At 68.9% G+C, this 25,577-nt stretch carries 17 protein-coding genes and 1 pseudogene; 9 read left to right on the forward strand and 9 right to left on the reverse strand.

Annotated elements, in window-relative coordinates; all coding sequences use genetic code 11:
* The first annotated feature begins 12 nt into the window (after window positions 1-12).
* From FRADC12_RS05495 to tmk, 6 genes are all read left to right on the forward strand, one after another.
* The gene (locus tag FRADC12_RS05495) at window positions 13-2,079 is read left to right on the forward strand and encodes a hypothetical protein (protein ID WP_045875816.1); all 2,067 of its coding nucleotides are present in this window, start codon (window positions 13-15) and stop codon (window positions 2,077-2,079) included.
* Window positions 2,080-3,202: 1,123 nt separating this feature from the next.
* Window positions 3,203-4,018: an SAM-dependent methyltransferase gene (locus tag FRADC12_RS05505; RefSeq protein ID WP_045875818.1), complete on the forward strand. Its 816-nt coding sequence runs from the start codon at window positions 3,203-3,205 to the stop codon at window positions 4,016-4,018.
* Between the two features lie 304 nt (window positions 4,019-4,322).
* A complete protein-coding gene (locus tag FRADC12_RS28120; protein WP_052710706.1) occupies window positions 4,323-4,556 on the forward strand; it encodes a hypothetical protein in 234 nt (77 codons plus the stop codon).
* A gap of 292 nt (window positions 4,557-4,848) precedes the next feature.
* Window positions 4,849-5,655 carry a DNA glycosylase family protein gene (locus FRADC12_RS05515; protein WP_198152785.1) on the forward strand — a complete coding sequence of 269 codons (807 nt, stop codon included), beginning with the start codon at window positions 4,849-4,851 and terminating at the stop codon, window positions 5,653-5,655.
* Complete coding sequence (locus tag FRADC12_RS05520) at window positions 5,639-7,102, forward strand: B12-binding domain-containing radical SAM protein (protein WP_045875819.1); 1,464 nt, start codon at window positions 5,639-5,641, stop codon at window positions 7,100-7,102. The genes FRADC12_RS05515 and FRADC12_RS05520 overlap by 17 nt, the downstream gene beginning before the upstream one ends.
* A complete protein-coding gene (tmk, locus tag FRADC12_RS05525) occupies window positions 7,099-7,731 on the forward strand; it encodes a dTMP kinase (RefSeq protein ID WP_045875820.1) in 633 nt (210 codons plus the stop codon). The genes FRADC12_RS05520 and tmk overlap by 4 nt, the downstream gene beginning before the upstream one ends.
* Here the strand turns inward: tmk and FRADC12_RS05530 are convergent.
* The 5 genes from FRADC12_RS05530 to FRADC12_RS28130 form a co-directional block, all read right to left on the reverse strand.
* On the reverse strand, window positions 7,647-8,249 hold the full coding sequence (locus tag FRADC12_RS05530) for a class IV adenylate cyclase (RefSeq protein WP_232304122.1): 603 nt from the start codon (window positions 8,247-8,249) through the stop codon (window positions 7,647-7,649). The genes tmk and FRADC12_RS05530 overlap by 85 nt on opposite strands.
* 538 nt (window positions 8,250-8,787) lie before the next feature.
* Window positions 8,788-9,738: a hypothetical protein gene (locus FRADC12_RS28125; protein WP_052710707.1), complete on the reverse strand. Its 951-nt coding sequence runs from the start codon at window positions 9,736-9,738 to the stop codon at window positions 8,788-8,790.
* A gap of 1,164 nt (window positions 9,739-10,902) precedes the next feature.
* Window positions 10,903-11,373 carry a toll/interleukin-1 receptor domain-containing protein gene (locus tag FRADC12_RS05540; RefSeq protein ID WP_045875821.1) on the reverse strand — a complete coding sequence of 157 codons (471 nt, stop codon included), beginning with the start codon at window positions 11,371-11,373 and terminating at the stop codon, window positions 10,903-10,905.
* A 110-nt stretch (window positions 11,374-11,483) separates the two neighbouring features.
* Window positions 11,484-11,927, reverse strand: a complete 444-nt coding sequence (locus tag FRADC12_RS05545) for a hypothetical protein (RefSeq protein WP_045875822.1) — start codon at window positions 11,925-11,927, stop codon at window positions 11,484-11,486.
* Window positions 11,928-12,007: 80 nt separating this feature from the next.
* Complete coding sequence (locus tag FRADC12_RS28130; RefSeq protein ID WP_198152786.1) at window positions 12,008-13,498, reverse strand: TIR domain-containing protein; 1,491 nt, start codon at window positions 13,496-13,498, stop codon at window positions 12,008-12,010.
* 227 nt (window positions 13,499-13,725) lie between these two features.
* On the opposite strand from FRADC12_RS28130, the gene FRADC12_RS29255 reads away from it, so the two are divergent.
* Window positions 13,726-14,367 (forward strand): DUF488 domain-containing protein, encoded by a 642-nt coding sequence (locus tag FRADC12_RS29255; protein WP_084010469.1) that lies wholly within the window; start codon window positions 13,726-13,728, stop codon window positions 14,365-14,367.
* A gap of 611 nt (window positions 14,368-14,978) precedes the next feature.
* Window positions 14,979-15,758, forward strand: a complete 780-nt coding sequence (locus FRADC12_RS05560) for a DUF4407 domain-containing protein (RefSeq protein ID WP_198152787.1) — start codon at window positions 14,979-14,981, stop codon at window positions 15,756-15,758.
* Between the two features lie 20 nt (window positions 15,759-15,778).
* Here the strand turns inward: FRADC12_RS05560 and FRADC12_RS05565 are convergent, their stop codons facing one another.
* Entirely contained in the window at window positions 15,779-17,623 is a 1,845-nt protein-coding gene (locus FRADC12_RS05565) for a hypothetical protein (RefSeq protein WP_045875092.1), read from the reverse strand.
* 224 nt (window positions 17,624-17,847) lie between these two features.
* Here FRADC12_RS05565 and FRADC12_RS05570 point away from each other — a divergent pair.
* Window positions 17,848-18,930 (forward strand): annotated as a pseudogene (locus tag FRADC12_RS05570) (DUF4407 domain-containing protein); the annotation flags it as partial.
* A gap of 3 nt (window positions 18,931-18,933) precedes the next feature.
* On the opposite strand, the gene FRADC12_RS05575 reads toward FRADC12_RS05570, so the two are convergent.
* The 3 genes from FRADC12_RS05575 to FRADC12_RS05590 all read right to left on the reverse strand — a co-directional run bounded on the left by FRADC12_RS05575 (window position 18,934) and on the right by FRADC12_RS05590 (window position 25,538).
* Window positions 18,934-20,187 carry a tetratricopeptide repeat protein gene (locus FRADC12_RS05575; RefSeq protein WP_084010470.1) on the reverse strand — a complete coding sequence of 418 codons (1,254 nt, stop codon included), beginning with the start codon at window positions 20,185-20,187 and terminating at the stop codon, window positions 18,934-18,936.
* Window positions 20,188-20,268: 81 nt separating this feature from the next.
* Complete coding sequence (fxsT, locus tag FRADC12_RS05580; protein WP_052710709.1) at window positions 20,269-23,157, reverse strand: FxSxx-COOH system tetratricopeptide repeat protein; 2,889 nt, start codon at window positions 23,155-23,157, stop codon at window positions 20,269-20,271.
* 662 nt (window positions 23,158-23,819) lie between these two features.
* Window positions 23,820-25,538, reverse strand: coding sequence for a recombinase family protein (locus tag FRADC12_RS05590; protein WP_045875827.1), 1,719 nt, complete (start codon window positions 25,536-25,538; stop codon window positions 23,820-23,822).
* Window positions 25,539-25,577: the final 39 nt, after the last annotated feature.

Genomic DNA, 25,577 nt, shown 5'->3' on the forward strand with positions numbered 1-25,577 from the left:
GACGAGGGCGCGGTGACCCGCGTCGCGACCGCGATCGTGGGCACGACGACCGGGCTGGGCCTGACCGCGGCCTGCGCTCTGGTGGACAGGGCGGCGCCACGGCCCGCGGCGCTGCGTGCCCTCGACGAACATCTGGCCGCTCACCCGGACGCGCTACGGTCTGGTGCCTCCGACGTCCCCAGCAGCCTGATCGCGTTGACCCGCCTGCTGGTCGAGGCCGGTCAGGGTGGCGTCCGTGCGCCGCACTGCCTGCGGTGCCTGCGGACGGCGGACCTACGTCACCGCGCTGCGGGCGGGCGGCTCTGCGACACCTGCTACCGCACGTCGACCCGCAGACCGTGCCACCGCTGCGGCCAGACCCGCAGGGTGGACACCGCGTCGGCGCAGGGCCCGCTGTGCTCGGCCTGCGCCCGGCCCGTCAGGCCCTGCGCCCGCTGCGGCGAGCTCTGCCGTCCGACGGCCCGCGACCACGACGGCGGGCCGCTCTGCCGGAACTGCTACCAGCCACCCCAACACACCTGCGCCTCGTGCGGCCAGGTCCGCGCCGGCTACGCCCGGACGCCCGCGGGGCCGGTCTGCCGCGCCTGCTACACCCAGCCAACCCGGCCCTGCGGCGTCTGCGGCCAGCAACGCCCGCTGTCCCGCCGGGGCCGCGACGGCCAGCCAGACACATGCGATCGCTGCCGTCGGCGCCCGCTGGTGACCTGCACCCGATGCGGGCAGCCACGCCGCTGCGATCCCTGGATGCTGGCACCGGTCTGCCTGACCTGCAGCGGCGAACCAGAACCACAAACCCGACGCCGTCGCTACAGCAACGAGCGTGAGTATCGCGTCGCACGCGCCCGCCGGCTCGTGCCCGAGCGTCTGCACGCCCTGCTCGCCGACTCCGTGGGCACCATGCCCGAGCAGCTGACGCCCCTGGCCACCGCACTCGCCGCCGCGCCCAACCCGACGTCAGCCCTGGACTGGCTGACCCGGTGCTCCGGCGGCCGACTGCTCGCAGACCTCGCCCGCCGCGCACACCACGAACCGGTCAGCCACGCCCTCCTCGACAGCTACCCCCAGACCTACGACCTGCACCACCTGCGCGGCATGCTCGTCCGCGCCGGTGTCCTGCCCGAACGTCTCGAGTACCTTGAACGCCTCGAACCGTGGCTCGACCAGACCCTCAGCGGCTGCCCTAAAGCGCACGCCCGGGTCGTGCGCCCGTTCGCGCAGTGGCACCTCCTACGCCGCGCCCGTGCCCGAGCCGCCCGCCAGGGCTTCACCTCACACGCCGCGCGCTGGGCGCGGACCCACGTCCTCATCGCCCTGGAGTTCCTCGCCTGGCTCGATGAACGCGGCACCAGCCTCGCCGACGCCCGCCAGGCCGACATCGACGACTGGCTGCACGACGCCGCTCAAACTCGCTACCTGGTGCGCGCCTTCCTCGCCTGGACCAGGGCCCGCCGACTGACCAGCGACCTCCAGGTGCCGACGCTGCCCCACTCCGAGCCGGACACCTTCCTCGACGAGGCCAGCCGCTGGCAGCTACTCGAGCGCTGCCTCAACGACGGGCAGATGCCCCTCGATGTCCGCACCGCCGGCGGACTGCTCCTGCTCTACGGCCAGATGATCTCCCGCCTGACCCGTCTGACCAGCGGCGACATCCACCACAACCAGGCCGAGACCTACCTGCGGCTCGACAACGTTCCGGTGCTGATCCCTGGCAAGCTCGCCACCGTCGTGCGCGCACAGCAGGACGCAGCCACACGACGACGAAACTCCGCAGACCCCGACCGGCCGCTCTTCCCCGGCCGCGCCCCAGGAGCACGAGCCTCCAACGAGGTCCTGACCCGCCGGCTCCGCCAGCACGGCATCGAACCTCGCCACTCACGCAACCGCGCCCTCGCGGACTGGGCCAGCGAACTCCCCGCCCCGGTCCTCGCAGACCTCCTCGGCATCCACATCACCACAGCCGCCCGATGGGCACAGCGCACCCGCCACGACTGGACGAGCTTCATCGCCGCCCGAGCCGACCAGGGGATGTCCACCAACCAACGAAGATCGATATCTAGGAATACCGCATGGTCCGATTAAGTGATCTCCACCAGTGTTCCCAGGCCATCGGCTGTCTGCCCCCCGTGTCGGCGACGACAGCCTGCCGATGCCGACCCGGAGGCCGCAACCCGTGGACGAGCCAACGAGGCCTATGGACGCCCCTACGGAATTCAGCACCGACCCTGAGGTCGTCGCGCGCGTCGCTCGCCTCTTGCGAGCTTTGGACCCTTGGTACGAGATCCAGGAAGACGCGCGACCTGAAGTCGAGCAGGGGTCCACGGCTGGCCTCAACCGTCCCCCTGCGGCGGCACAGGCCGATCTGGCGGCCGACGTGGAGGTGAGGTGCTGTGGCGCCTTCGCCCGTCGCTAACCGTCCCGCCAGCCGGGACGAGGACGCTCGGACGGTCACCCTCGCGCCGAGGACCGCACGGCTGCGTGGTGATGACGAGGTTGATGGTGAGGCGCGTTTGCCGTGGCTGCGGCTTCCGGCGGGAACAGCGGGGTTGTTGATCCGCCGTCAGTCGGGCCCGGGCGGCGGGGGCTGGGAGGGGCCGGTCGCCTGCCATGTTCCCGACGCGGCGGCGGTGGAGTTCCACGCCGTGCGCCCGGGAGGTCTGTGGCCGGCCGCAGTGGCGATGTCCCTGCTCCCTCAGGTGCGTCATGTGGTGATCTGTCCGCTAAATGGCGCGCCGTCGCGGGCCGCGCTGGCGTTCGCGGTCGGTGATCTGCTGCCCCGTCCGTCGCGGCGGGTGTTGTCCGCGACGGTTGTCTGCGGGTCCGAGCTGCCAGCAGGTGCGGGGCTGAGCGTAGTGCGCCACGAGGTTCGGCTGAATGCTCCGAGCGGATGTAGTGACTGGGTCGTCTGGCAGTTCCTGGCCGCCGGCCCGGTCGGCGGCCGTGGACGGCGTGGAACCCGGGAAGCGGAGGTTCGGTGAACGTTGACGAGGCTTTGAAACTGCTCGCGCAGAACTCGCCCGATGGTGGGGGGAGCGACGAGAGCATCGCCGACCTATTCCGCCGAATGGACACCGATCCCCGGGAGTCCCGTCGTATCCAGCACATATGCGAACTGTTCGATATGGAGGACCGGCTGTGTGCACAGGCCGTCCGGCTCAACAGACCCGACGCATACGCGCCTGACGACGAAAGGTTGGACCAAGCCGTGACCCGCGATAATTTCTCCCCGACGAGGGTCGGACTGGCGCTGGACCGAGCCCACCCGGCCCGGATGTACGACTATTACCTCGACGGTAAGGACCATTTCCCCGCGGACCGGGAGGCGGCGGAGAAGGCGCTGGAAGTGTTTCCGCATCTGCGGACCACCGCGCGGGAGAATCGGGCGTTCCTGCGGCGCGCCACCGCGCATCTGACCCGGGCCGGGTACCGGCAGTTCCTCGACATCGGAACCGGCGTCCCCACCACGCCCAACCTGCACGAGGTCGCCCAGAGCATCGCCAAGGAGGCGCGGGTGGTCTACGCCGACAACGATCCGCTGGTCCTGACGCAGGCCCGCGCACTGCTGACCAGCGACCCGGCGGGGCGGACCGCCTACCTGCACGGCGATCTCCGCGAACCGGAAGGCATCCTCGCCGCGCCGGAACTCGCCGACGCGTTGGACCTGACCCGTCCCGTGGTGCTGAGCCTCGTCGCGGTCCTGCACTTCATCCCCGACGCATTCGACCCCTACGGCATCGTCGCCACGCTGCTCGCCGGACTGCCACCGGGAAGCGCGCTGATGCTCAGCCACATCACCGCCGACCACGACCCCGCCCCGATGGCCGAACTCGTCGCCACCTACGAAGCCGCCGGCATCCCGGTGCAGGCACGTAGCCGCGAGCAGGTCGCCCGATTCTTCACCGGCCTCGACCTCGACGCCCCCGGCCTCACCTGCTGCCAGCGCTGGAACCTCGATACCGCCGCCGCCGATGCACCCACCGACGCGGAGGTCAGCTGCTATGCCGCCGTCGGCCGCGCCTAGACCGCCCGCCCGCAGGACCGTTCATCCGGCGGCCACCGCTACCCCGACGTCCGCCACCGTGGCTCTGAGCAGGGAGGCCGACGCCAGGCACACACCGGTCCTCGGGCTACAGCTCCCCGCCAACCATGCGGGCCTGTTGCTACGCCGCCGACCGGGCGAGCCAACAGGCTGGGGCTCCGCTTCGGAACGACGCTTCATCCATATTCTCGGCGACCGGCCGGGGCTGTCGTTCCTCCCCGTGCACCAGGCTGAACTGATAAAAGCCGCCAACGCGTTGGCCCGACTGCCGCCGGTTCGCGTTGTCGTGCTCCACCCGCCCGGCGCCTCGCCCCAGCAGACAGCGCTCGCGCTTGCGGTCGCGGACCTGCTCACCGAACCGGATCACCCCAGGGTGCCAGGCACGGTCACCAGCGGGACGCCCCCGCCTCTCAACAACGGGCTGACCACCGTGCGACACGACATCCACCTCACCACCGCCGGGCGGACCCACGACAAGTTCGTCTGGCAGCTCCTGGCCACCGGCCAGCTACCCATCTGACAGGCGATACGCCGCCACAGCAGAATTCTCACAGCCGCCGAGCCACCGATTGTCGCGCTGACCGTCCTAGAAGAAGTGCGCGGCCCGCGAACCGGCAACCACCGTCACCGCGGGCCTTTCGGGACGTCTCCCGCGCCGATTTCAACTCGCACGTTCTGATGATCCACAGGTATTGCTTCGGAACGGCGACGGCCAACGCGTTCCGGACGCCCGTCTTCCCCAGGAGTGACGTCATGAGAGACTAATCATCCGCCTGACTACCCAACGCGCCTTCCACTCGGAGTGTTTCCTCATGCCGCTCGCCGCAGATCACTGGATGACCGAACACCCCGCGTGGCTTCCCACGCCCGACGGGGCACACCGGGTATGTCCACTGGCCGGCGGTCTCGTTCTGGCACAGGTGACGCGCGGAACCCTCGTGCTCACCGCGCTGGACGGCGGGGATACAGAACCGGCGGCAGACGTCTTCGCCCTGCCGCAAGGCGCCGCCGACGATGTGCCCGAACTAGCGAAGGAACTGACAGACCTCGGCCGGGTCGGACGTCTGCGGAACCCGTCGCTGTGGGAGGCACTAGGAACCGCCATCCTGCGCCAGGTCATCCGGGCGGGACAGTCCAAGAGGCTCTACCGGGCGCTGTGCGCGGCCCACGGCCGGCGGGTGACGCTGCCGGACGGCGAATCCTACGCGCTGTTCCCGACACCCGAAACACTTCTCGACCTGGATGACGCACAGTTCACCAACCTGGGACTAGCCTTCAAACGGCCGGTGTTGCGATCCGCAGCCACAGCATTCATCGCCCACGGCGATGAATGGATGCGTCTATCCCAACCGGCCCTGGTTGACGAACTGCAAGCTGTCCGACGCGTCGGACCGTGGACGGCGGGAGCCGCCGTCGCGGACTACACCAACCGCTGGGACCTGTATCCCTACGCCGATCTGGCTGTGCGCACCTGGGCACGACGAGCCGCCCCCTCACACGCCTGGTTCGACAACGAGCGTGCCTTCGGCGCCCAGTGGCGACACCTGGCCGACGCGCACCTTTCCTCACTTACTCTCCTCACCCTCGCTTGGGGATCGCAGCATGGAGACATCGGATGACGGCGCCGTCCGAGGCGCCGACCTGAGTCGTCCACTCGACGCCATATTCATCAACGCGCCGCTACGCGACTACGGCCAGAGACCCAGGGTCAACGACTTCACCCTGCCCGTCCTGGGCATGGCCTACATCGCCACCTACGCCGCCACGCAAGGCTTCAACGTGGGAGTACTCGACGCCGAATCCCTGGGCCTCGGCATTGAAGAGACCTACCGACTCGTCAACCGCCTCGGACCACGGTGGGCAGGATTCAACCTTCTCGCCCCCACCTACGAGATAAGCGCTCAGATCGCCGCCGGCCTGGACCCAGGAATCATGGTCATGGTCGGCGGCCACCAGGCCAAAGCCATGCCCGACGCCATCATCACAGACCCCCGCTTCACAGCATTGGAAGCCCTCGTGCTCGGCGAAGGGGAAACGCGGGTAGCGGAACTACTGGACGACAAGCGTTCCCGCGCCGACCTGCCCGGCGTGATGTGGCTCGACCCCATCCTGCACACACCGGTCACGGGTGGCAGGCCCGGCGCCGGGCACCACCTGGCCCCGGACGTCGACCGGCTGCCCTTCGTCGACCGCCGCTACCTGGTCAACGACCCCTACCCAAGCCCAGACGGCAGAGTCGAGGCCAACATGGTCGGCGCCCGCGGCTGCCCCTACGACTGCTCCTTCTGCGGCGCCGCCGTCAGCGCCAACCCAGACATCACCATCCGCACCCGCACACCCACAGGCATTCTCGCCGAAATGGAAGTCCTGCACGCGACCCACAACGTCACGGCGTTCCGCTTCGTGGACGACCTCTTCCTCGGCTACGAACGCTTTATCCGCCGCGCCATGGACGCGTTCACCGCCCAACGCGTCGGTGACCGATACGTCTGGGACGCCACCGGGCGCATCAACATCCTGCACCGCGCCGACGACACGCTCCTCGACCAACTCGCCGCCAACGGGCTGCGCGAGGTCGCCCTCGGCGTCGAGTCCGGCAGCGAGCGGCTACTCGGCTACATGGGCAAGCGCATCAACCCCGACCTGACCCGTTCCGTCGTCCGGCGCCTCACCGAACGCGGTATCTCGGTCAAGGGCTACTTCATCCTCGGATTCCCCACCGAAACCCGCGACGAACTGGCCGCCACCGTACGCCACGTACGAGAGCTCTGGGAGTTGACGGACGCGCGTCCCGGAACCTTCCGAGCGTCTGTCTTCGAGTTCCGCCCCTACCCGGGCACCCCGGAATGGGATCGCCTGCTCGCCACCGGCCGCCACAAACCCGCCCAACTGCTCGACTACACCGCCGTCGATCTCACCAGCGGCGGACTCGACGAAGCCATGCGTGGGCGGGACGAATTCAACTTCTCCGTGAACCTTCAGTTCGGAGAAGCCAGCACCGACGAGATTCGGGCCGCTCTGGTCGACCTCTCCCGGGAGCAGTACGAGCGCAGCGGGCGGCGATGAGCGCCGGATATTTCGTGGCCATCGACGGGCCGAGCGGCATCGGCAAGACCACCGTCACCGCAGCCCTGGTGCACCGCCTTGCCCAGGCAGGATTGCCCGCGCTCGCTACCAAGGAACCCAGCACCAGCCCGCTGGGCAACCTCGTCCGCTTCGGGACCGACGACTACCGAGGCCTGGCCTTGGCCTGCCTGGTGGCCGCCGACCGCGACCAGCACCTCGACACCGACATCCGCCCAGCCCTCGCCCGAGGCGCCATCGTCATCTGCGATCGGTACATCGCCTCAACCCTCGTCCTACAACGCCTTGACGGTGTACCGGCCGGCTTCCTCTGGGCGCTCGCCGAGCAGGCCGACCGGCCCGACCTGACCGTCATCCTGCTGGGCGAACCCACCCGCTCCCGCGAGCGGGCAGCCCAGCGCGGCCACTACAGCCGCTTTCACGGCGGCGGCCCCGAGGCCGCGTTAGCCGAAGCCGCGACCTACCGCAATGTCGCCGCCGAGCTACACGCGGCCGGCTACCCCGTCCTCGTGCACGACATCGGCGCTCAGAGCGCCGCCGAAGTGGCCGCGTTCCTCGCGGACTCGGTGCTGACCCGGCTAGCAGGCAGCGCGACCGCCGGACCGTCCTGAGCCGCGCGGACCAGCGAGTCATACGTCTCACTCGTTCGCACCGCGTCGATACCCAGGGACGCGACGAACGCCGCCAACTCCGCCTGAACCGCGTCGGCCGGCTCGTCGTCGGGCACCAGCCGTTCGAGTTCCAGGAACGCCCCCACGCCCTCGACCTCATCGAGGCACAGCGAGATATCGCCGTGCCGGCCCGTACGCCGCGACTTCGCTACACGAACAGTGGCCGCGTACCCCATCAGCAGGACCGCCTGGTGCATCTGCCCTCGGTCCAGGACCTCTGTTTCATACTCCAAACAGTCCTGTGCATTCGCGACGGGCTGCTTGAGAGCAAACCAGTGGCGACCGTTCACCGTGCGTAGGCGTAGGAACGAGACACCCAGCTTGCTGTCGCCGAAAGACCACCCGACGGGCGCAAAAGCCTGGTCATCCTGAAAAACCGGACCATCGAGAACTATTCCGCGCTCTGCGAACGCTACAGCCACCGCCTGGGCGTCCGACAGCGCATACTTCACTTCCACTTCACGCAAGATATCTCCTACAAGGCCTGAGGTAGATCGGGCATCTAGTTATCCGATCTCATCCGTTCGTGTCACCGCAACGGCAACCGGCGCTGCAAACGGTCATTCGGAATCATGTTAGCGGCCGTTCCCGTCGGCAGCGTGAGACGCCGACGCCTGATGGCGACGCCCCGCCGGCAGACCCGTCCGGCGGCGCCGGAGGGGCGGCACGTGCTGTGGATCTTTCCGTCTCCCGACGAGGCCCTATCTGCCTGGCAGCACGTCTCCCCACACGGGCGACTCGTCTCCGGTTGGAAGGCCACCGAGGCAAGTCGATTGTCAGCCCCCGCGCGCACCCGACCCCGTGCATCACGCCGGGTACGACGACGACCAAGACCGACACGGGCATCCACCGAGAAGCTGGACATCGAAGGGCCGACCGGCCAGCGCTCCCGAGGTCGGCGCCACTGCGGGCTCCCTCAGGACCGTTGGCTTGTCAGAGGAGCCTGATGTCGGTAGCGAGGTGGCGTAGCGACACGGCGGGCGTGGCGCTACCGGGCTACCTCCGGAATGGGCGCCGCCCGTCGCGTGCTTTCTCGCTGCGGAAGGGTCTGAACCAAGCGACGGGCCGATAGTCTCCGATGCCAAGCCTCTGGTTCTCAGGGTCGTCCGGGTCTTCCATCCCATCGCGACTCGCATTGAAAAGACCGAGGATGTCGGTGTCTTCGAATAGCTCTTCGACGCATGCTTCCTTGTCGAAGTCATCGGGATGGGCGGGGTAAGCTGCGATCCAGTCATCCAGAGCACCATCGGCGCCGAGGTCGGTCGCAAGGCCGATTGCTAGGTGAAGTGCCATTTCTTCGCCTGGACTGCGTGGGGTTGGCCAGGCGCCCGCAGCGAGGTCGGCTGCCAGGTCGTCGAAGCTGCGAGCGGCTTGGCGTCGCCAGACGGCATCCTGGCTGAAGGTGATACGGGGATAGTCGGCGAATAACACCCAAATTCCGCTCTCCTCGACGGGTTCGTCGCCGTGTTCCTCGACATCGCGGTAGCCTTGGTCCGCGAAGTGCTGCAGCGCGAACCACAAGCCCGCCGCCGTCCGAGGCGTCAGCTGAAACCCTCCGCATAGTTCGCAGTCGTCCCGGTTGCACGTGCAGGCAGCGAAGAGCACGTCGAACGGCGGCCGTGCCTCCCGGTCTTTCGCGAGGTCTGACTCGGTGTCGTTGTCGGTGGTCGTCACCGAGTAGTGGGAACCGTGCGCTTCGACGCCGTCGAGGTCGTCCGCGAGACTGTGCGGATTGAGGACCACGCCCAAAGCGTAGGCAAGATCGGTGCGTACGTCGGCGCGGTCGCGTTCGGCGAGTTCTTCGGGAGTCGCATGGTCCTCTGCGGTGTAAGAGGTACCCACGAGGGCGTCCAATGCCTGCTGTCGGAGTGCGACGGCATCGCACACCTCGACGTCCAGCACGAGTTCGATGCGGAAGGCAGGCGCCGCGTCCCGGTCGCTTGACATGTCACCAACCTTAGGCTGCGCCACCGACAACTCGCCGCCAGGAGCTCGCCGACGAGTGAGCCGGGCCGATACCGCCGACGGACCCGTGCCGTCAGATCGCGCAAATGTCAACCCGTTTCTTGACAGCGCCGTCGACCACTCACCCGCCAACCACGGCGCTCTCAGGCTCAGGTCCGCGCCGCTTGGAGCTGCACGGTGGCCACGCCAGCGCCGGTCCCGCGGCGCGGCCACCGCGCGCCAAAACCGCCTTCGGCGCGGTCAACGACAGACGAATGGCTGGATGAGATCGCCAAGAGCGACCCTGGCCTGCGGACCTCAGACCTCGTCCCGCCCCAGCCGCCACACGCAGACACGACTGCCGCCGCCGTGCTCGAACTGGGCGCTGCCACGCGCCAGCGCCCTCAGTAGATACGCTGACGATGTCGACTGGCCTGAGGTTATTGATCGTTGCAGTTGATGTGCAAGCGACAGCGGCGAACCCCTCCCGCATCGCCCCTCCGCTACACGGCGGTAGAAGGTGGACTTGTCGCCATGGGAACCCAGCGGCCCAACGCGGCACCGAACTCGTCCGCGAAACTCGCCCGGCACACATGGAAATTGCGGCTGCGCCGCAATTTCCATGGAGTCATCGCGATCAACGTCGCGGTGCATCAACCTGTGCATCGTGGGTGAATGTCATTGTGTGCCGTCGCGTCCGCCAACGGGCACGAGCGATGAGATTGCCGTAGTCGTTGCGGTGGTCAGCGCCCAGGCGAGGCGCGGCCGGCGACGGAGTTTGGTTGTTGTCACCGTTTCGCGTTCGGTGCGTGGCAGTGGGGCTCTGGGTCTGATTCCGGCGTAGAAGGCCAACTGGCGTGGGGCCGGCGTCGTAGCGTCCAGCGTTGGAGAGGTAGACGGCCATCCATGCCTGCTGGGCTTTGGGAAGGGGTTGCCAGGTCGTCGCGGCGTCTGCTGCCAGCCAGGCGCGCAGCCGCGCGTCCGAGCGAGACCAAGCGGGGGTCCGGGTCGGCGGCGGCGCGCAGGTCCGCTTCCACGCTGTGCCAGCCACCGGCTTCCCGGGTGAGAAGCCAGGCCGGCCTGGGCCGTTCCGCAGGACGCGGATCTTCCCCAGGACGGCCTGGAACAACGGTTCCGGTCCCGGCGGCCCTTGCGCCGCCCATGTGATCACTGCCCCGGGAAGTCGGGCTCCTCGGTGATCTTGCGTCGGCTGCGGACGATCATTCGATCGAGGCGGCCGCGTGCCTTCTCACGGTCGATGTCGAACAGGTCGACGGAGACGAGTTCCCGAAGGAGGCCAGGGCGGTCGCAGTCCTCCACTCGGACGACCAGTAGGTGGCGTTTCGTTCCGTCGGGGTCGACGCCGTACGCGGCCTGCCACTCGTTGCTCGCGTACACGGAGCGCAGGTAGGCCGCCGACAGAATGGCTATGGTGCGCCGGCCGGGATCGCTGAGCGCGCGTTGCATCTCGCCGAGGAAATGTGATCCGGGGCCGAAGTCCCATGCCTGGATGGTGGTTTGGTGGCCCTGCTCCTCCAGTGTCCAGGCGACCCACTCCGCCCAGCGCTCGTCGGCGCTAGTGTAGGAGATGAAGAAGCGTTGGCTCTCCGCGTCCGGATTCACGTCGCTGTCGCTCACAAGGCCAGCATGCTATAGGTCGTGGTCCTCTTTCTGGATTCAGCGCTGTCCCGATGGAGACACCGTGGACATCCCTAGCCAGGGCACCAGCCGTGACGGGAACCGGCGTGTCAGACGCTGGCGATGACGACCAGCGCGCAGCCGTAGGCGGCGACCGCCAGGTGCAGACCTGTCCACAGCCAGTGCAGCCGCAGCCGTGACAGCCGCGGGTACTTCGCGTAATGGTCGACGCGGTAGGCCGGTGTCGCCGTGGTGGCTGGCAGGGCGCCTTCGTCCTTCAGATCCTTGGTCAAGGCGCGGGCCTGCGAGAGGTGGTAGTTCGCGCGCTCGTGGAACTTCGCCGCCGTGATGGCGCCGTAGAGCCCGACGACGACGATCAGCGCGGCCAGCGGAATCGTGGTCGTGGCGTACTTCTGCTGGGCGATCAGTCCGCTGAGACCGGCCGCGATGACGAGCACGTAGTTCGTCATGGACGACCGCTGGCTCTCCGACTGCCGTAGCTGCGTGCGCTGCTCGGTCCAGTAGGCGAGTATCGCCTCGGACTTGTCGCTCATCAGAAATTCCCTCTCCCCGGTACTCGGGATGAGTGCGAGAATCGCCCGCGCCGATGCGGCGAGCGGGAAGGCGAGCGGCGCTATGAGGCCATTCCGGGATAGACAGGCGGTGTGGCCGGCCGGTACTTGCCGTTGACCGTCCGGCGGAGTTGCTCGCGCAGCTCGCGCTCGTCAGCGTCCGGACTCGTGCCGGTCAGCCGGATGGGTTTGATGCTGGCCAGGAAGCCGGTTGGCTGGTAGTCGCCGACGATCACCGGGACGAGGGAGCGGCCCTGCCCGACCGGGTCCTTGCGCCACGCCTCCATCCACACGGCCTGAGCCTTCGGCGAGCTGAGGAGGTTCGCGGAGACGATCACGATCGTTCGTTTCGCGACGGCCATCGCCTCCTCGAGTTTCCATATGAGGTTCTCCGCCGCCTGGATGTCCCAGGTCTCGATGTGGACGTTGTACGCAGCGTCTTTTTCCAGCGTGTGGGCGATCCACGCGCCCCAGCTCTCGTCCGTGTCGGCGGCGGCGATCAGGAAATCCCACTGCACGGCGTCCTCAGGCAGCTCGTCGGCACCACTCGCGTCGGCCGCGGCCGACGCGGAGCCAGGGGTCGCAGCGCCGTCGCCGTCGGCCGGCACCTCGAGCGTCCAGCCGGTCAGGCCGGGCACCGTCAGCCAGGCCCTACCGGTGAACTTGGGTACCACGACCTCGACCTCGCGGTACGAGCCGGGGTCCAGGCCGAGCAACTCCTGCGCCGCAGTGGTGCCGTAGAACTCCGAGGACATGATGACCGCGAGGCTCGCCGCGGGGTTTGTGGGGAATACCGCGCGGATCGGCGGTGCGTCCACCAGCCGCGTGCCGACGATGACGGCGTCCCCGGCCCAGCCGGTGCGGTCCTCCACGACGTCGCCGTGGTGCAGCGACAGTCGTAGGCGGATGGCGCCGGCATCCTTGCGGCCGCGGTTGTAGCCGCGCACGCCGCGGCGCAGCTGTTCGACCAGGTCGGCGGCCACCACCGCTTTCGGCACGTCACCGGAGATGACGACGATGAGACCGTCGCCGGTGTCCTGAACCTTCACGGCGGCAGCGGAGATATCGGCATCCGCGAGCGCGTCGTAGAAAATCTCTCGTAGGCCATCACGGATCGCAAGCTGAACCATGACGCCATTGCGGCTGTAACCGACAGCGTCCAGCACGGCCACGGTAGCGGGCCGTGGGAGCCGGTCGCGGCCGGTGGGCTTACCGGCCGGCTCGGCTGCCGCGCCCCCGGATTCGGTGGCCGCCAAGCGCTGCGCCGCGCGCCGGGCCTCGGCGACCCCCTGCTTGAAGACGTCGTTCGCCGGGTAGCGGTCCAGCGCGAGCTCGAGAATCCGCAGCCGTCCGCCAGGCACCGAGCCGTCGCCGAGGGTGACGTTCACATCAGCCCACCGGCCACCCGAGGTAGAGGCGTCCGGAAGGTTCTTGCGGCTGAACCCGGCGTCCGCCAGCAGGTGGTCGGCTGTCTGCCGCTGGTAGAAGACGTCCGCGAGTTCCGCGAGATCTTCAGCGCGCAGCTGGCGCAACTGCTTCACATCGTCCGTCATGACAACCCCCGTGCTGCCGACGCCGCTCACCCGACTGGCCACGGACACGGCTCGATCAGCCACGCACCGCCCGGCTCGCGAATGGCGCGATCGTACTCGCTCGGAAGGGCAGGCAGGCCGGCCGGATCTGGGCGGCGGATCTTGCCTGATCATGCCCATGGCGAGGACAACAACACGATCGGGCACGTCGAGACTGGCTGACCGTCAGCGAGGATACAGAGCACACGGTGGTGCGAGTCAAGCGCGCCCATGACGCCCCAGAGTCCGAAGGCGGGTTGCGGGTCCCAGCCGACCGACTGCGGCCGCGGCGCCTGTCGAAAGAGCGCGCCGCCGTCGACCAGTGGTGCAAGGAGGTCGCTCCCAGCGGGCAGCTACGTACCTTTTACGGCCAACACCAGAATCGTTTCTCGGACTTCGGCAACCGCTACCGGGCCGAGTTCAACGAGAATCACGCGGTCGGCCGCCTCCGCGAAACTGTGGCAACGCTCCCGACGAGGACGTTTCTCTATGCAGCCAAGGACGAGGCCATCAACCACGCCGTGGTTCTGGCCGACTACCTCGCGCGGCCGGCAGCCGGCTACCGTCGTCAGGCGCGCGAGAGGAGCATCGCGACCGGGCCCGCCGCCTGGACGGACGTCCTCACTGTCCCCAGCATCAGGGGCCTATGGCCGATCGACTTGACCGGACGTGATGACCGCGGATCGGAGCTCCGGTCGCGTCAGCGCGCCGCGGTCCGCCAGGGGAGAGCGCAGTTGTGCTACCTCCCATCGGATGAGCGCCAGCGTCGCGCCCCTGAGATCGGGCGCATCGGGCGGGAGCGCCTGACCTGCGGCTCTGCCGCACTTCCGGGAAGTCCCCCGCCGGGCTGAACGCCGCGTCTCACAGCGCGAACTCGCCGATCGCTCCGGCGTCTCCGTGGCAATACTGCGGGTCCTGCAGCGCGGCACCGGGGACCTCCGCCTCACGATGCCACGCTTGCCGCCGCCGCCCCTGCCCCCGACTGGCCGCCGGACAGCCCTGGTCGGCTGACCACGGCGGGCGCGCCTCGTGGCCGGCGGCGGCGCCCGTCCGACCCTTGGCGCTGCCGCTCTCGGCGCGGTCCTTGCTCGCGCGGGCTCCGGCCAGTCGAATGATCCCTCGCCCGACCGGGCCGCCAGATGATGATCCTCTCGGTCGCGTTTCGCGTCACGACGTCCCGACCCAGACCGACACACGTCCAGGTCCTCGCCGTCCCATCAGCAGGGCCGGTTGAGCAGCGACTCCCGCCGGGTGGATGATGTGCACGTCGCGACACGCGACAGTCATGGGTCGGGGGGCGCATGAAGATATTTTCCGTCGAGGTCGGCTGCTCTACTCCTGGTGTTTCCCCTACGTCGCCGAGCGGTAGGGTCTGATGTCGCCGGCAGCCGACAGGGTCCGTTCGTCGCTGAAGGTCCTGAGGATCTGGGCGGCGCAGGCACGCAGTCACACGGTCACGGCCGTGAAGCAGCTCTGGTGGGAGCTGCTCGGGCTGCCGATTCGGCTGACGGGAACTCGGCCGAGTGACGTGATGACCGCGGGCCGCCGCGCGGGCTACCGCGCGCTCGGGCTCTCCATGGTGGTCGTCATCGCCATTCACTGGATCTGCGCGCGTATTTTCCTGACACTCGCCCTCGACGCCCAAGCGCTGCGCGACCTGACCGGCTCATCGAGCACCAGGGGCGCGGCGAGGTTCGTGGGTCACCTGAGCTACTGGGAGGCGGCCACCGTCTGGGCCATTTTCATCTACGCGCTTGAGCTTTCCATCACCAGCCAGGTCGGGACGTCTTCGGTGCGCCCGGCGACGACCAAGTCCGGCCGGCGCCACGGCGTTCATCGGCTGTACGGGCTCTGGGGCCGGGTCGGTGTCGCTATCGTGTTCGGTGTTCTCGTCTCCGAGATGCTCGTTCAGCTGCTTTTCGCGCCGAGCCTGACCCGAGTGGTGGCCGCCAACCATTCCAAGGAGAACACGGCCGCAGTCAATACGGAGACGAACACGGCGACCGGCGCGCAGGCGAACGGGCTGGTCGATGCGAAGGGGCAGCCCACCGGTGTCTACGCCCAGCTGCTCAACCAGCAACGCCAGCTGCAGAACAATAAGAACGCCGCGCGCGAGCGGCTCGCCTGCGAGCAGAATGGTAACGTCAGCCACCTGACGAATGATCCCGAAACCACAGTCGACTGCGCCTCCTTCCCAGGAACGGGCCGGCCGGGTTACGAGGTCGCGGCGCAATGCCAGTGAAACTCTCTTGATCGCGTGGGTCAGGCTGCCATGGCTGGCTGAGTGTGGTCACGTTCGGTGACATCGGGAAGCGTGAGTGTTGGGGCCGCCGTGGTGAGGGTGTCGGTGATCGGTCCGCAGATCCGGGTCTCGTAGACGACCTTGCGGGTGGTGAGGCCGGGTCCGGCGTGGGGGAACTCCGAGACGCTCTTCGCCCGGCGTTCGCGGGTGCGGTTGCGGTCGGGGGTGTTGCGCCGCCGGCTGAGTGCGCTGTGGATGGCGGCGAGCCGGTGCGCGACGACCTCGTCGGGCAGGCCGGGGGTCGCCGCGCCGAGGTGGCGGGTGAGCGCGAGCACCGTGGCCTTGGTGGACAGTTCCCGGGCCAGGACCGGCTGCCCGGCGCGGGCGCCGCGCTGGGCGGGGGTGGCCTGCGCGGCGGCGCTGCGCTGCACCGCGCGCAGGAGAGCCGCCCCGAGCAGGAGAGCGGGGATCTCCTGGTCGACCTCGAACGGGTCGGTGGCGCGCAGCATCGGCCCGGCTCCGGGTCCGGAGTCGTTCAGGGTGGCCTTGGTCTCGCGGATCGGGGTCTCGGTCGCGCCCCATCGGGCCCGGTAGCCGGCGGTGAGAGCGAGCGCGGGCAGCGCGGCGGGGTCGGTGATGTTCGTGGCCACGGCGAACGTCTCACCGGTGTGGACGCCGTCGGCGAACACGTCCCACTCGACGTCGCGCCAGCCGTGCAGCACGTCGTCGGTGCCGAGGTCGACGAGCGCCGAGCCGTCGGGCAGCCACGTGTCGACGTCGACGGTGATCCCGGCGCGCAGCCGCACCGCGAGGTTCATCCCGGCGCCGGTCAGCCGCCTCAGCCGCTCGGCGCCGGGGAAGTTACGGTCCCCGACGTGCAGGAGCCCAGGGTGACAGATCGCCGGGGTGGCGGTCGCGACCTGCTCGAGCAGCGTCTGCTCACCGGCGTCCTTCGCGCCCGAGGACGGGCCGTGGGCGTAGCCGAGCGGGGTCTTCGTCCCAGCGTCGACGTCGATCAGAAGGCGGACGTGCGGGAACGGCGCCGGGTCGGTGCCCGCCCCGAAGCGCTCCCGGTTCGCCGCCGTGTCGGGCAGCCGCAGGAGGGTCCCGTCGAAGCCGGCGACCCGGAACGCTCCCGCGGCCAGCGCCTGTGGGTCGTGCGGGTCGAGGAGCTCCGCGCGCAGCACCACCAGGACCGCCTCGCACACCGCGGCGACCACCACCCCCGGCACGCCGCGCCGCGCCCGGGAGAACGCCGGCCCGCCGGGCGTGGCGGAGCAGCGGGTGAACGGGACGTCCGCGACCGGCGCGAACAACGCCGCCAGCACGTCGTCCCACCCGGTGCCCGCCATCCACGACCCCAGGACCAGCGCCCGCACGACGACCCCCCGGGTCAACGCCAACGCCGTCTCCTGCCCGCGCACGGCGTCATCAGGTGCGGCGTCGTCGCTGCCGGGCGGTGTCGTCGCCTGGAACTGGGTGAACGCCTCGGCGATCAGCCGGTCGAGCGCGCCGGGGCCGAGCCGCCGGTCGAGCTCGGCCTCCGCCGCTCCCAGCGACACGTGGTCCGCCGCCCGGCCCGACAGGGCCAGATCCCCGTTGTCGTAGGCCCTGAGCGTCCCGGCCAGCACCGGCCGGTAGACGATCACCTGGTCGCCGTGGCGGGCCGGGAGCGCGCCCTCAGCCAGCGTGAGCAGGCCGCGGCGGTCGCGGGCCGGCGCCCGGCCGCCGCCGCGGCGCCCGGCCGTGCGAACCGGCCCCGCGGCCAGGTCCTCGGCACGCACCGCCAGCAGCCCGGCACCGACCCGGCCGAAGGCCACCCCGGGCAGCGCGACCGACGGGACGACAGGATAGAAACAGGACACGGCGGACTCCGGGTCAGGGAACTGGCTTCGACACCCTTCACCTCACCCGGAGATCCGCTCAAACCCCGCAATCCGGGCACTCCCAGCACCCAAATCCTCCGCTCCGGCGACCTCCCACCCCACCCCCGACCGTCACCCAACGTCACCGTTAGCTCAGGCGCGGCCGGGTACCTCACACCTCGCGATCAAGCGCCTTACAACGGCATTGGGTCGCGGCGACTGCGCGCGATTCGGATCTGACCACGGCGACGAAAGCCCTGGACGAATGGAACGCCAAGAACGGTTCCACGCTCACGCAACTGCAGAACGAAGCCGGCGAGATTCAGGGAAAGACGCACGACCGCACGCTCGACAGCCAGACCGCCATAGCCGCCGACGACGGCATCGGGCCACGCATCGAGGCAGGTATCGACTACCTCGCGGAACGTCCGACCACCCGACTGCCAACCCGCCTGGTCCTGTTGCTCGCCGGTGTCCTCATCGACCTGGTACCCCTCATCATCAAGCGGAGCCTGGTAGTCGCCTCCACCGACAGCGAGGGCCGTCAGGTGAGTGGCGAGGTCGTCGCGGCGCAGATGGAGCTCGAGGTCGGCATTCTCGAGGTCCGGCTGAAAGCTGCCGCCCGTCGGCGCGAGCTGTATCAGAAATACGGCATGGCGTTCGAAGGCGGCGTGTACTCCTCCGACGACCTGACAGACCAGGGAGCCTCGAAGTTCGAGGAGGACGTCAAACCGGTCTTCGATGCGCTCCATCTCGAGGTCTCCCTGGCCGGCGACGTGATTCGCGGCTCCTGGATGCGCATGTACCTGCTGCGGCCGGTGGGTGGCTACACGGCGGAGGCCGTCCGTCTGGAAGCGCGCCGCGCGCTGGATGCCGTCGCGCCGGCGAGTGCCAGCAGCTCCGCCGAGCTCGACGAGGCCACGCGGCGAGGCGGTCAGGCAGTGCTGGGATTCTTCCGCGAGACCTCGATGCTGGCCGGGTTCACCTTGATTGCCGGGCCGCTGGTCCTCGCGCGCCACGGCAACGAGGCCGCCGTGACGATGCTCGACGAGGCCGACAGCCCCAGTGACTACCCGCTCGACCGCCCGGAACAGGTCGTCGCCCGAGCGCGCGAGCGCGGGAATGACCGCGCACGTGATCTGTCCGACTGGTACACCGATGGCCGGGACACCGACCCGCCCGAGGACGGCTATGGTCCGGTTCCGCGGAACGCCGACGCGGCCCCCGGTGCCGGCCGGCCGGCACCGGACCGCGAGCCCTTCGGTGAGCCGGACGACCCACCCGAGATCCAGAACCCGCTGCCGTGAGGACTACCGTCGGCGCCGGGCCTGCATGGCTTCCTCGGCCAGTTCGAGGTAGCGCCCGAGTTGCGAGGTCAAAGGATGGGAGGGGCCAAGGACACGCTGACTCGCCAAGAAGGTCCGCCGCGCGAGTGGCTCGGCCTCGACCCAGCGCCGGAGCTGGAGTAGCACCGCTACCAACGGCGCGGCCGACTCGAGCGTCGCCACACTGTCCGCGCCGAAGATCTCCATCCGGCCGCCGTGGCCGCGTCTCAGCCCTTCGACCGCCAAAGCATAGTTCGCCTCCTTCGCGTCTCGCTTCTGGTAGCCGCGGGCCAGCCAGATGAGATCCACGCTGACGCGGACCACCGCCTCCAGCGTCAGCGGATGCTTGCCGCCCAGGTGCTTCTCGGCGGAGGCAAGGGCCTCGGCATCGAGCCGGTAGGCGTCGTCCGCCTCCTCGCGCTCGCGGTGCCAGGCGGCGAGGTTCAACCTCGACATCACCGTGTCCCCGTGGTTGGCACCGAGGATTGCGATCCGGTCTCGCAGCGCCGTGCGGAGATGATCCTCCGCGTCCTGGAGTCGATTCAGCCGGGTGAGGGCCACGCCAAGGTTCGCCCGGGTGGCGCTGGTGGCCGGGTCGCGTGCGCCCAGCCGCCGCTCGCGCGCGGCCAGCACCTCGGTCAGGAGCACGGCCGCCGTCTCATAGTCCTTCCCGCCGAGGAGCGCGCTCGCAAGGTGGTGCGCCGCGGCCCACGTGTCCAGGTCGTCGACTCCCAGCGCGACGGTCAGGTGTCCGCGCAGGCCAGCGGCTAGTTCGCGAGCCACGTCGTATCGGCCAACCGCGTGCAGGTACGTACAGGTCTTCAGAAGGTCCGCGCGCAGCTTGGCGTCGGTTTCGGCGTCCGAGATGCTCTGCGCGGGCGCCCGCAGATAGCCAGCCAGCACGCCCTCATAACGTGGCCAATTCGCCGGGTCGACGGGATCTTCGCGGGCTGAGGGGCGTGGGCCGCTGGCCGGGCGCCGAGCCTTGACGCCGGCGGTGAATACGAAATTTCCCGGACGTTCGTCACTGGCAGCCTCGAGCAGCCTGAGTGCGCCGTCAATCAGCAGACCGCTGGCGAGCTGACGCGCGGCTCCTCGCCAAAACATCGTGGCGGTCACCGATTCCCAGGTCACGCTGCCCGCGCGTACACCCGCACGAATCAGGATCTCCCTGGCCTCCACAGGCCCGGGAAATGCATCGATCAGCGCCTGTATTTCTTGCTCGGAGAGCTCTTTCATAATTCCACCACTTCTCAATTGCCCGGTCCGCGCGGAATCCCGTTCCGGCGCCAGAGATTGCTCCTGGCGCCGAGCTCCGGTTCATTCCCACCGCTCCTCGGGGCCATCGTCAGCAGCGAGAGAATCGAGCTCATCCGACGCCCGCCGCACCGATTCGCTCAGTGGATGTCGAGCGCCGAGCACCTCCTGGAGCCTGGAAAGGAGATCCCTGAACCTTTCCTTGGCCTCAGATGGGTCACCCTGTGACCGTATAACGAACGCGAGCTCATAGCGGGTCGTCAGCGTGTCGACGTGATCCTCACCCAAAACGCGGGTCCGCCTCCGCAGCAGATCTTCGAACAAGCCCCTCGCCTCCGCGAGGTCACCCCGAACCCGCAAGACCGACGCGACGTTGTGGGCGGCCTTCAGGGCGCTCGGGTCGTCGGCGCCGAACCTGCGCCGCCGCCGGGCGAGCAGATCGCTGAACATCGCCTGCGCGGCCGCATAGTCGCCGCGCTCGCGAGCCACCGACGCGAGGGCATGCGCGGTCGCGAGCGTGCGCGGGTCGTCATTGCCGAGAACCCGACGGCGCCTGGGAAGAAGATCTTCCAAAATCACGTGCGCGCCGGACCAGTCGCCCGCCGCGTGCATGACGACTGCCAGGTAGTGAGTGGTGGTGAGCGTGGCCGGGTGATCCGGGCCTAGAACACGCCGTGCACGTGCGAGTACATCTTCGAACATCCCTCGAGCCGACTCATGATCGCCCTCGGCAGCCAAGGTCGAAGCTAGGTTGTGCGCGGTCACGAGCACGTTAGGGTCGTCCTCGCCGAACGCCCGGCGCGCTCGGTCCAGCACGTCGGAGAAGATCTCGCGCGCCGTTCGGGTGTCGCCCTGGTAGCGAAGCGCGCGGGCGAGATTGTGCTCGGCTTTCAGAGTGACGGGGTGGTCCTCTCCGAGGGCGGTGCGCGCCCGGCTGACGAGGTCGGCGGACATCTCCCGCGAGGAGGCCGGGTCACCACCGTCGAGGATCACGGACGCCAGCGAACACCAGGCGCGGAGAGTGTCGCCCGCGTTCTCGCCGAGCGTCCGACGCGACATGTTCAGCAGCTCGTTAAACATGTCGCGTGCGGCGAGATAGTCGCCTTGGGAGCGCGCCACCGCGCCCAGGCTACCGAGCGTCGTGATCAGATCGGGATGGTCTTCGCCGAGAGGCTCCGACCACCTGCGCAGCGCGTCGGTACCAAGGCGGCGGCCATTCACGTGGTCGCCGAGCGCGGACAGGTGGGAAATGAGAACAATGACGACGCGTCGACTGGCTGCACCGTCGTCACCGACCAGACCGGTCGCAAGCGCGTGGACGTGGATATCGGCGGACCGTTCCAACGCGGCAGGGTTCCGTGTCGACGAAACGAGTTCGCCCTGCGCGAGCAGCGCTCGCGCCACGGCACGCAGTTTTGATCGCAGATCGGCCGGGGTGTCGTCACGCAGTGTCCACTGAGTCAGTCTGTGCATCGAGACGGTGCCGTTCGTGCGGCGGACGCAGGCCAAGGCGACGAGCCGGTCGACCAGCGCAGTGAACAGCGCAGTGAACAGCGCCGGAGCATCGGCCAGTTCTCGGAGTGGCGGCGGCAGTAGGCCGGCCGTCCGGGGCCGGATCAGATCTAGGGGAATCGGGCTGGCGCCGAAATGCGCCCAGAGTTGAGCGAGAAGCAACACGGCTGGTTCCGCCGGTCCCAGCACGTCTTGCGCGACGGCCCAGGTCGCCGCGACCGCCGGTGCCGGCGCGGATCGCTCCTCCCGCGCCTGGCTGTGCGACTGGGCATGCAGCCGGCTCAGGTACTCCGCCGGTTCCATTCCAGTGGCGCCGAGGAACGCCCCCGCCTGGTCCAGAGCCAGCGGGAGCCCCTCGAGCGCCGCCGCCAGTTCGTGTGCGTCCTCTGCGCCGATCTGTGGCACGTGGCCGCGCAGGAGAGACACCGCATCGGCCGCCGGCAGCGCATCGACCTCCAGGGTCCGCATCCTCGTCGACCACCCGGGGTCGCGCGACGTCACCAGTACCTGGCCGTTGCCGGACTGCGCCGCCTGGAGCAGACCGAGCACGATGGTCGACGGCTCTGCGCCGGAGATCCAGTCGCCCAGGGCACGAGCAGTGTCGTCGACCGCTTCTGGCGCGTCGGCGTCCTGCAGAACCAGCAACCAGCGGCCCTGCGGAGGTCCCCAGGCCAGGAGCGCCGTCACCGCACGGACCGTGTTCATCACGGACCCGGCATGGGAGACGCCGAGCCGATCCGCCAGCCTGGCGAGCGACGCGGTCATCAAGGCCAGGCCATCAGCTCGCACCCACCAGACGACCTGGTATTCGGCGGCGTGGAGGTAGCAGTACTCGACCGCCAGCTGGGTAAGGCCGACACCACCCAGCGCGTGCGACCGCGCCGGCAGCAGGACTAACGCGCCCGATGCGGCCAGCCCGGCGTTCAGCGCCGCGAGTTCGCCGACGCGGCCCGCGAAGTGCGGGTTCCGTGGCCACGGAAGGTCCCACACGATCGCGCTTTCCGGCGCCACGCCGCCGGGAGCGGCGACAGCCCCGTCGTCCTCGCCCGCCCAAAGACCATCCACGCTGTGCCGTCCCCCCGAACGAACAACCATCGACCGGAGCATGGCCCCGTAACCGAGATCTTTGCCGAAAGATCGGAGTTGGTCTATGAGGAGATCGATGTCGGCGAGGACAAGCCGCACGAACCCGACCATCCGGACTTCGAGCCGTAGCCGTCGGATCCCCGCGCGGCGCTGGTCGCGCACGACATTGCCGGCGATTCCAAACGGCCACGCCCTGGTCTCCTCCGAGGTGGCGGGGCTGCCCTGCCAATGGCGCCAAGCCGCGAGGAAGGTCTCCGACACGACGTCCCAGGCGGCGTCACTACCAAGGCGTCGCTGCGCGAACCGCAGGACCGCCCCGCGGTGCTCCCCGAACAGCGCCTCGAACGAGGGCACGGTGCACAGGGGCAGTCCTTTCGCGGGTCGTCATCCGGCTAATGTCCAGCACCCCTCACCCGGTTACATCACACCGTCCATTCGACCGCCCTCACCCTGACCCTCGCTGGGCCCCCGCGTCGCGCACCTGTCGCGCCTACGCCGCTTCTCCGAGCATGCGGGGACGCCAAAACGCGAGCCGGCGCGGTCGCGCCCATCCCCGCAGAACGGCAGGAGCGACCGGACCGGCCGGCGGCGGGCCAGGCGCGCGTCGGAGAGATCGAGCTGGCCGATGATCTCCCTCGCCGCCAGACGATCAACCTCCCGCGGTCCCGCCATCAGTCGTGGGCGACGCTCGTAATGCCCATGTATCGCGATCCAGAAAGCCAGAGCCGCCCTGCCGAGATCGGATGGGCCGCCAGCGGGAGCCCGCGTACCGGACCGGGCTCGGATCGACATCACTGTGTGTCATTGACAGTGTGTTGCAGCTTCTCCGATAGGACGGCGGATCGATGACGCCGACGTGATGCCGAACTACACAGCACAGCGCGCCCCGGTGGAGCACATTGCGGCATATACCGACGGCGGCCAAGGCTCGGGGGGCCTTGCTGGGCGGACGACGCGGCATCAAACGATCTTCGCCGGCACGCGGCGACAAGCGGCCACGTCGCCGAAGGTCGCTCTCATAATCCTCCGGTCGTGGGTTCGAGCCCCACCCGCCCCACCAATGTAGGCATTGCGCGAACCGCTCCCTTCGGGGGCGTTGTGGCTGGTAGGACGGCTGCGGCGGCTCTTTGGGGGGCGTCGTTCGAGGCTGGTCGGGTCGCTTTGGGCCGGTCGGTGGCTCCAGTGTCTGCCTTGGCGGCGTCCCCTGGAGCGTGGGGTCTTGGCACTTTGAAGATCGGCCTGAGCCTGTCCGGTCCGACGATCTTCACTTCGGCGACGAGGGCTTCGATTAGGGCTTTGCGTCGGAGATCGTCACCTGTCTCGATGATCGTCTCGATGTGTCTGGTGACCGCGCGGAGAGTGGAGCGGGTCGGCATGACGGGGGCGTCGTCGATCTCTTCGGTGAGTTCGGCTTGCCTGTGGCGGAGCTGTTTCTGCTTGGTACGCAGCGCTTCGAGCCGGGCGGCGAGGATCCCTTCGTCGAGGGTACCGCGCTCGAAGGCGCCCAGGTAGCGGTCGATGGCCTGGTCAGTCTGGATGAGTTCGGTTTCGATGGCGGTGAGTTCGTCGGTGCGGTCGGAGCGGGCGTCACGGTGGCGGCGTTTGGCGTTGGCGACGGTGTCGGCGATGAGTTGCTGGTGGTCGCGGTAGAAGGTCGTGAGGGCGGTGAGGACGGCGGCGTCGACGGCGCCGGCGTCGAGGCGGGGCGCGTCGCACTGGTTGCTGTCGTAGCGGTTGCGTGTCCGACAGGTGTAGTAGCGGTAGGTGTGGTTGCGGCCGGTGGCGCGCGTGCCGATGACGGCTTTGCCGCATTGGGGGCAGCGCATCCGGCCGGTGAGGTAGTAATCGGAGGGGTTGGAGGCGCGGCGAGAGGTGTCCTCGCTGCGTTCGGTGAGGATTTTCTGGGCGGCCTCGAATGTCTCCTCGTCGATGATCGGGGCGTGGGTGCCGGTGACGGTGATCTCTCGGAAGGTCAGTTCGCCGAGGTAGATCCGGTGGTCTAGGACGCGGATGACCTGATGGCCGGACCATGGCCCGCCGACGGTCGTGCGGTAGCCGCGGCTGTTGAGTGTCTTGGCGATCGCCCGTGTACCGAGGCGCTCGCGGATGTAGAGGTCGAAGATCGTCCTGATGATCGGGGCTTCGGTCTCGTCGATGATGAGCTGGTTCGCGGTCTTGTCGACCTGGTAGCCGAACGGCCGCCTGCCTCCCATCCAGAGGCCCTTGGAGGCTTTGCGTTCCATGCCGCCGATGACCCGGTCGATGATCATGTCGCGTTCGAACTGGGCGAACATCGCCAGCAGTTGCAGGAGCATGCGGCCCATGGGAGTCGAGGTGTCGATCGGCTCGGTCGCCGAGCGGAACACGACCTTGGCCTTGTCGAGTTCTTCGAGGAGTTGGACGGTGTCGCGCAGGCTGCGGGAGAGCCGGTCGACGCGGTAGACGAGCAGGACGTCGATCAGGCCGTTGCGGGCCGCGCTCAGCGCCCGTTGGAGGTCCTTGCGTTGGGTGGTGGCGCCGGAGGCGTCGTCGGCGAATCGTAGGGCGACGACCCAGTTGGGCTGGGAGTCGACGTAGGAGCGTAGGCGTTCGTCTTGGACTTCGATGGAGTAGGGCTGGTGCTCGTCGTCGGTGGAGCGGCGCAGATAGATCCCGACCCGCACGGTCTCGGGCAGCGCTGCGACGGCCTGCTGGGTTCGTTTTGCGGTGGTGCGGCGCGCGGTCGAGCGCGGCATGGCGGCTATTCCCCTTTCCTGCGCCTGGATGCTTTCTGC

Source organism: Pseudofrankia sp. DC12 (genome assembly GCF_000966285.1).
In the GTDB taxonomy this organism is placed as follows: domain Bacteria; phylum Actinomycetota; class Actinomycetes; order Frankiales; family Frankiaceae; genus Pseudofrankia.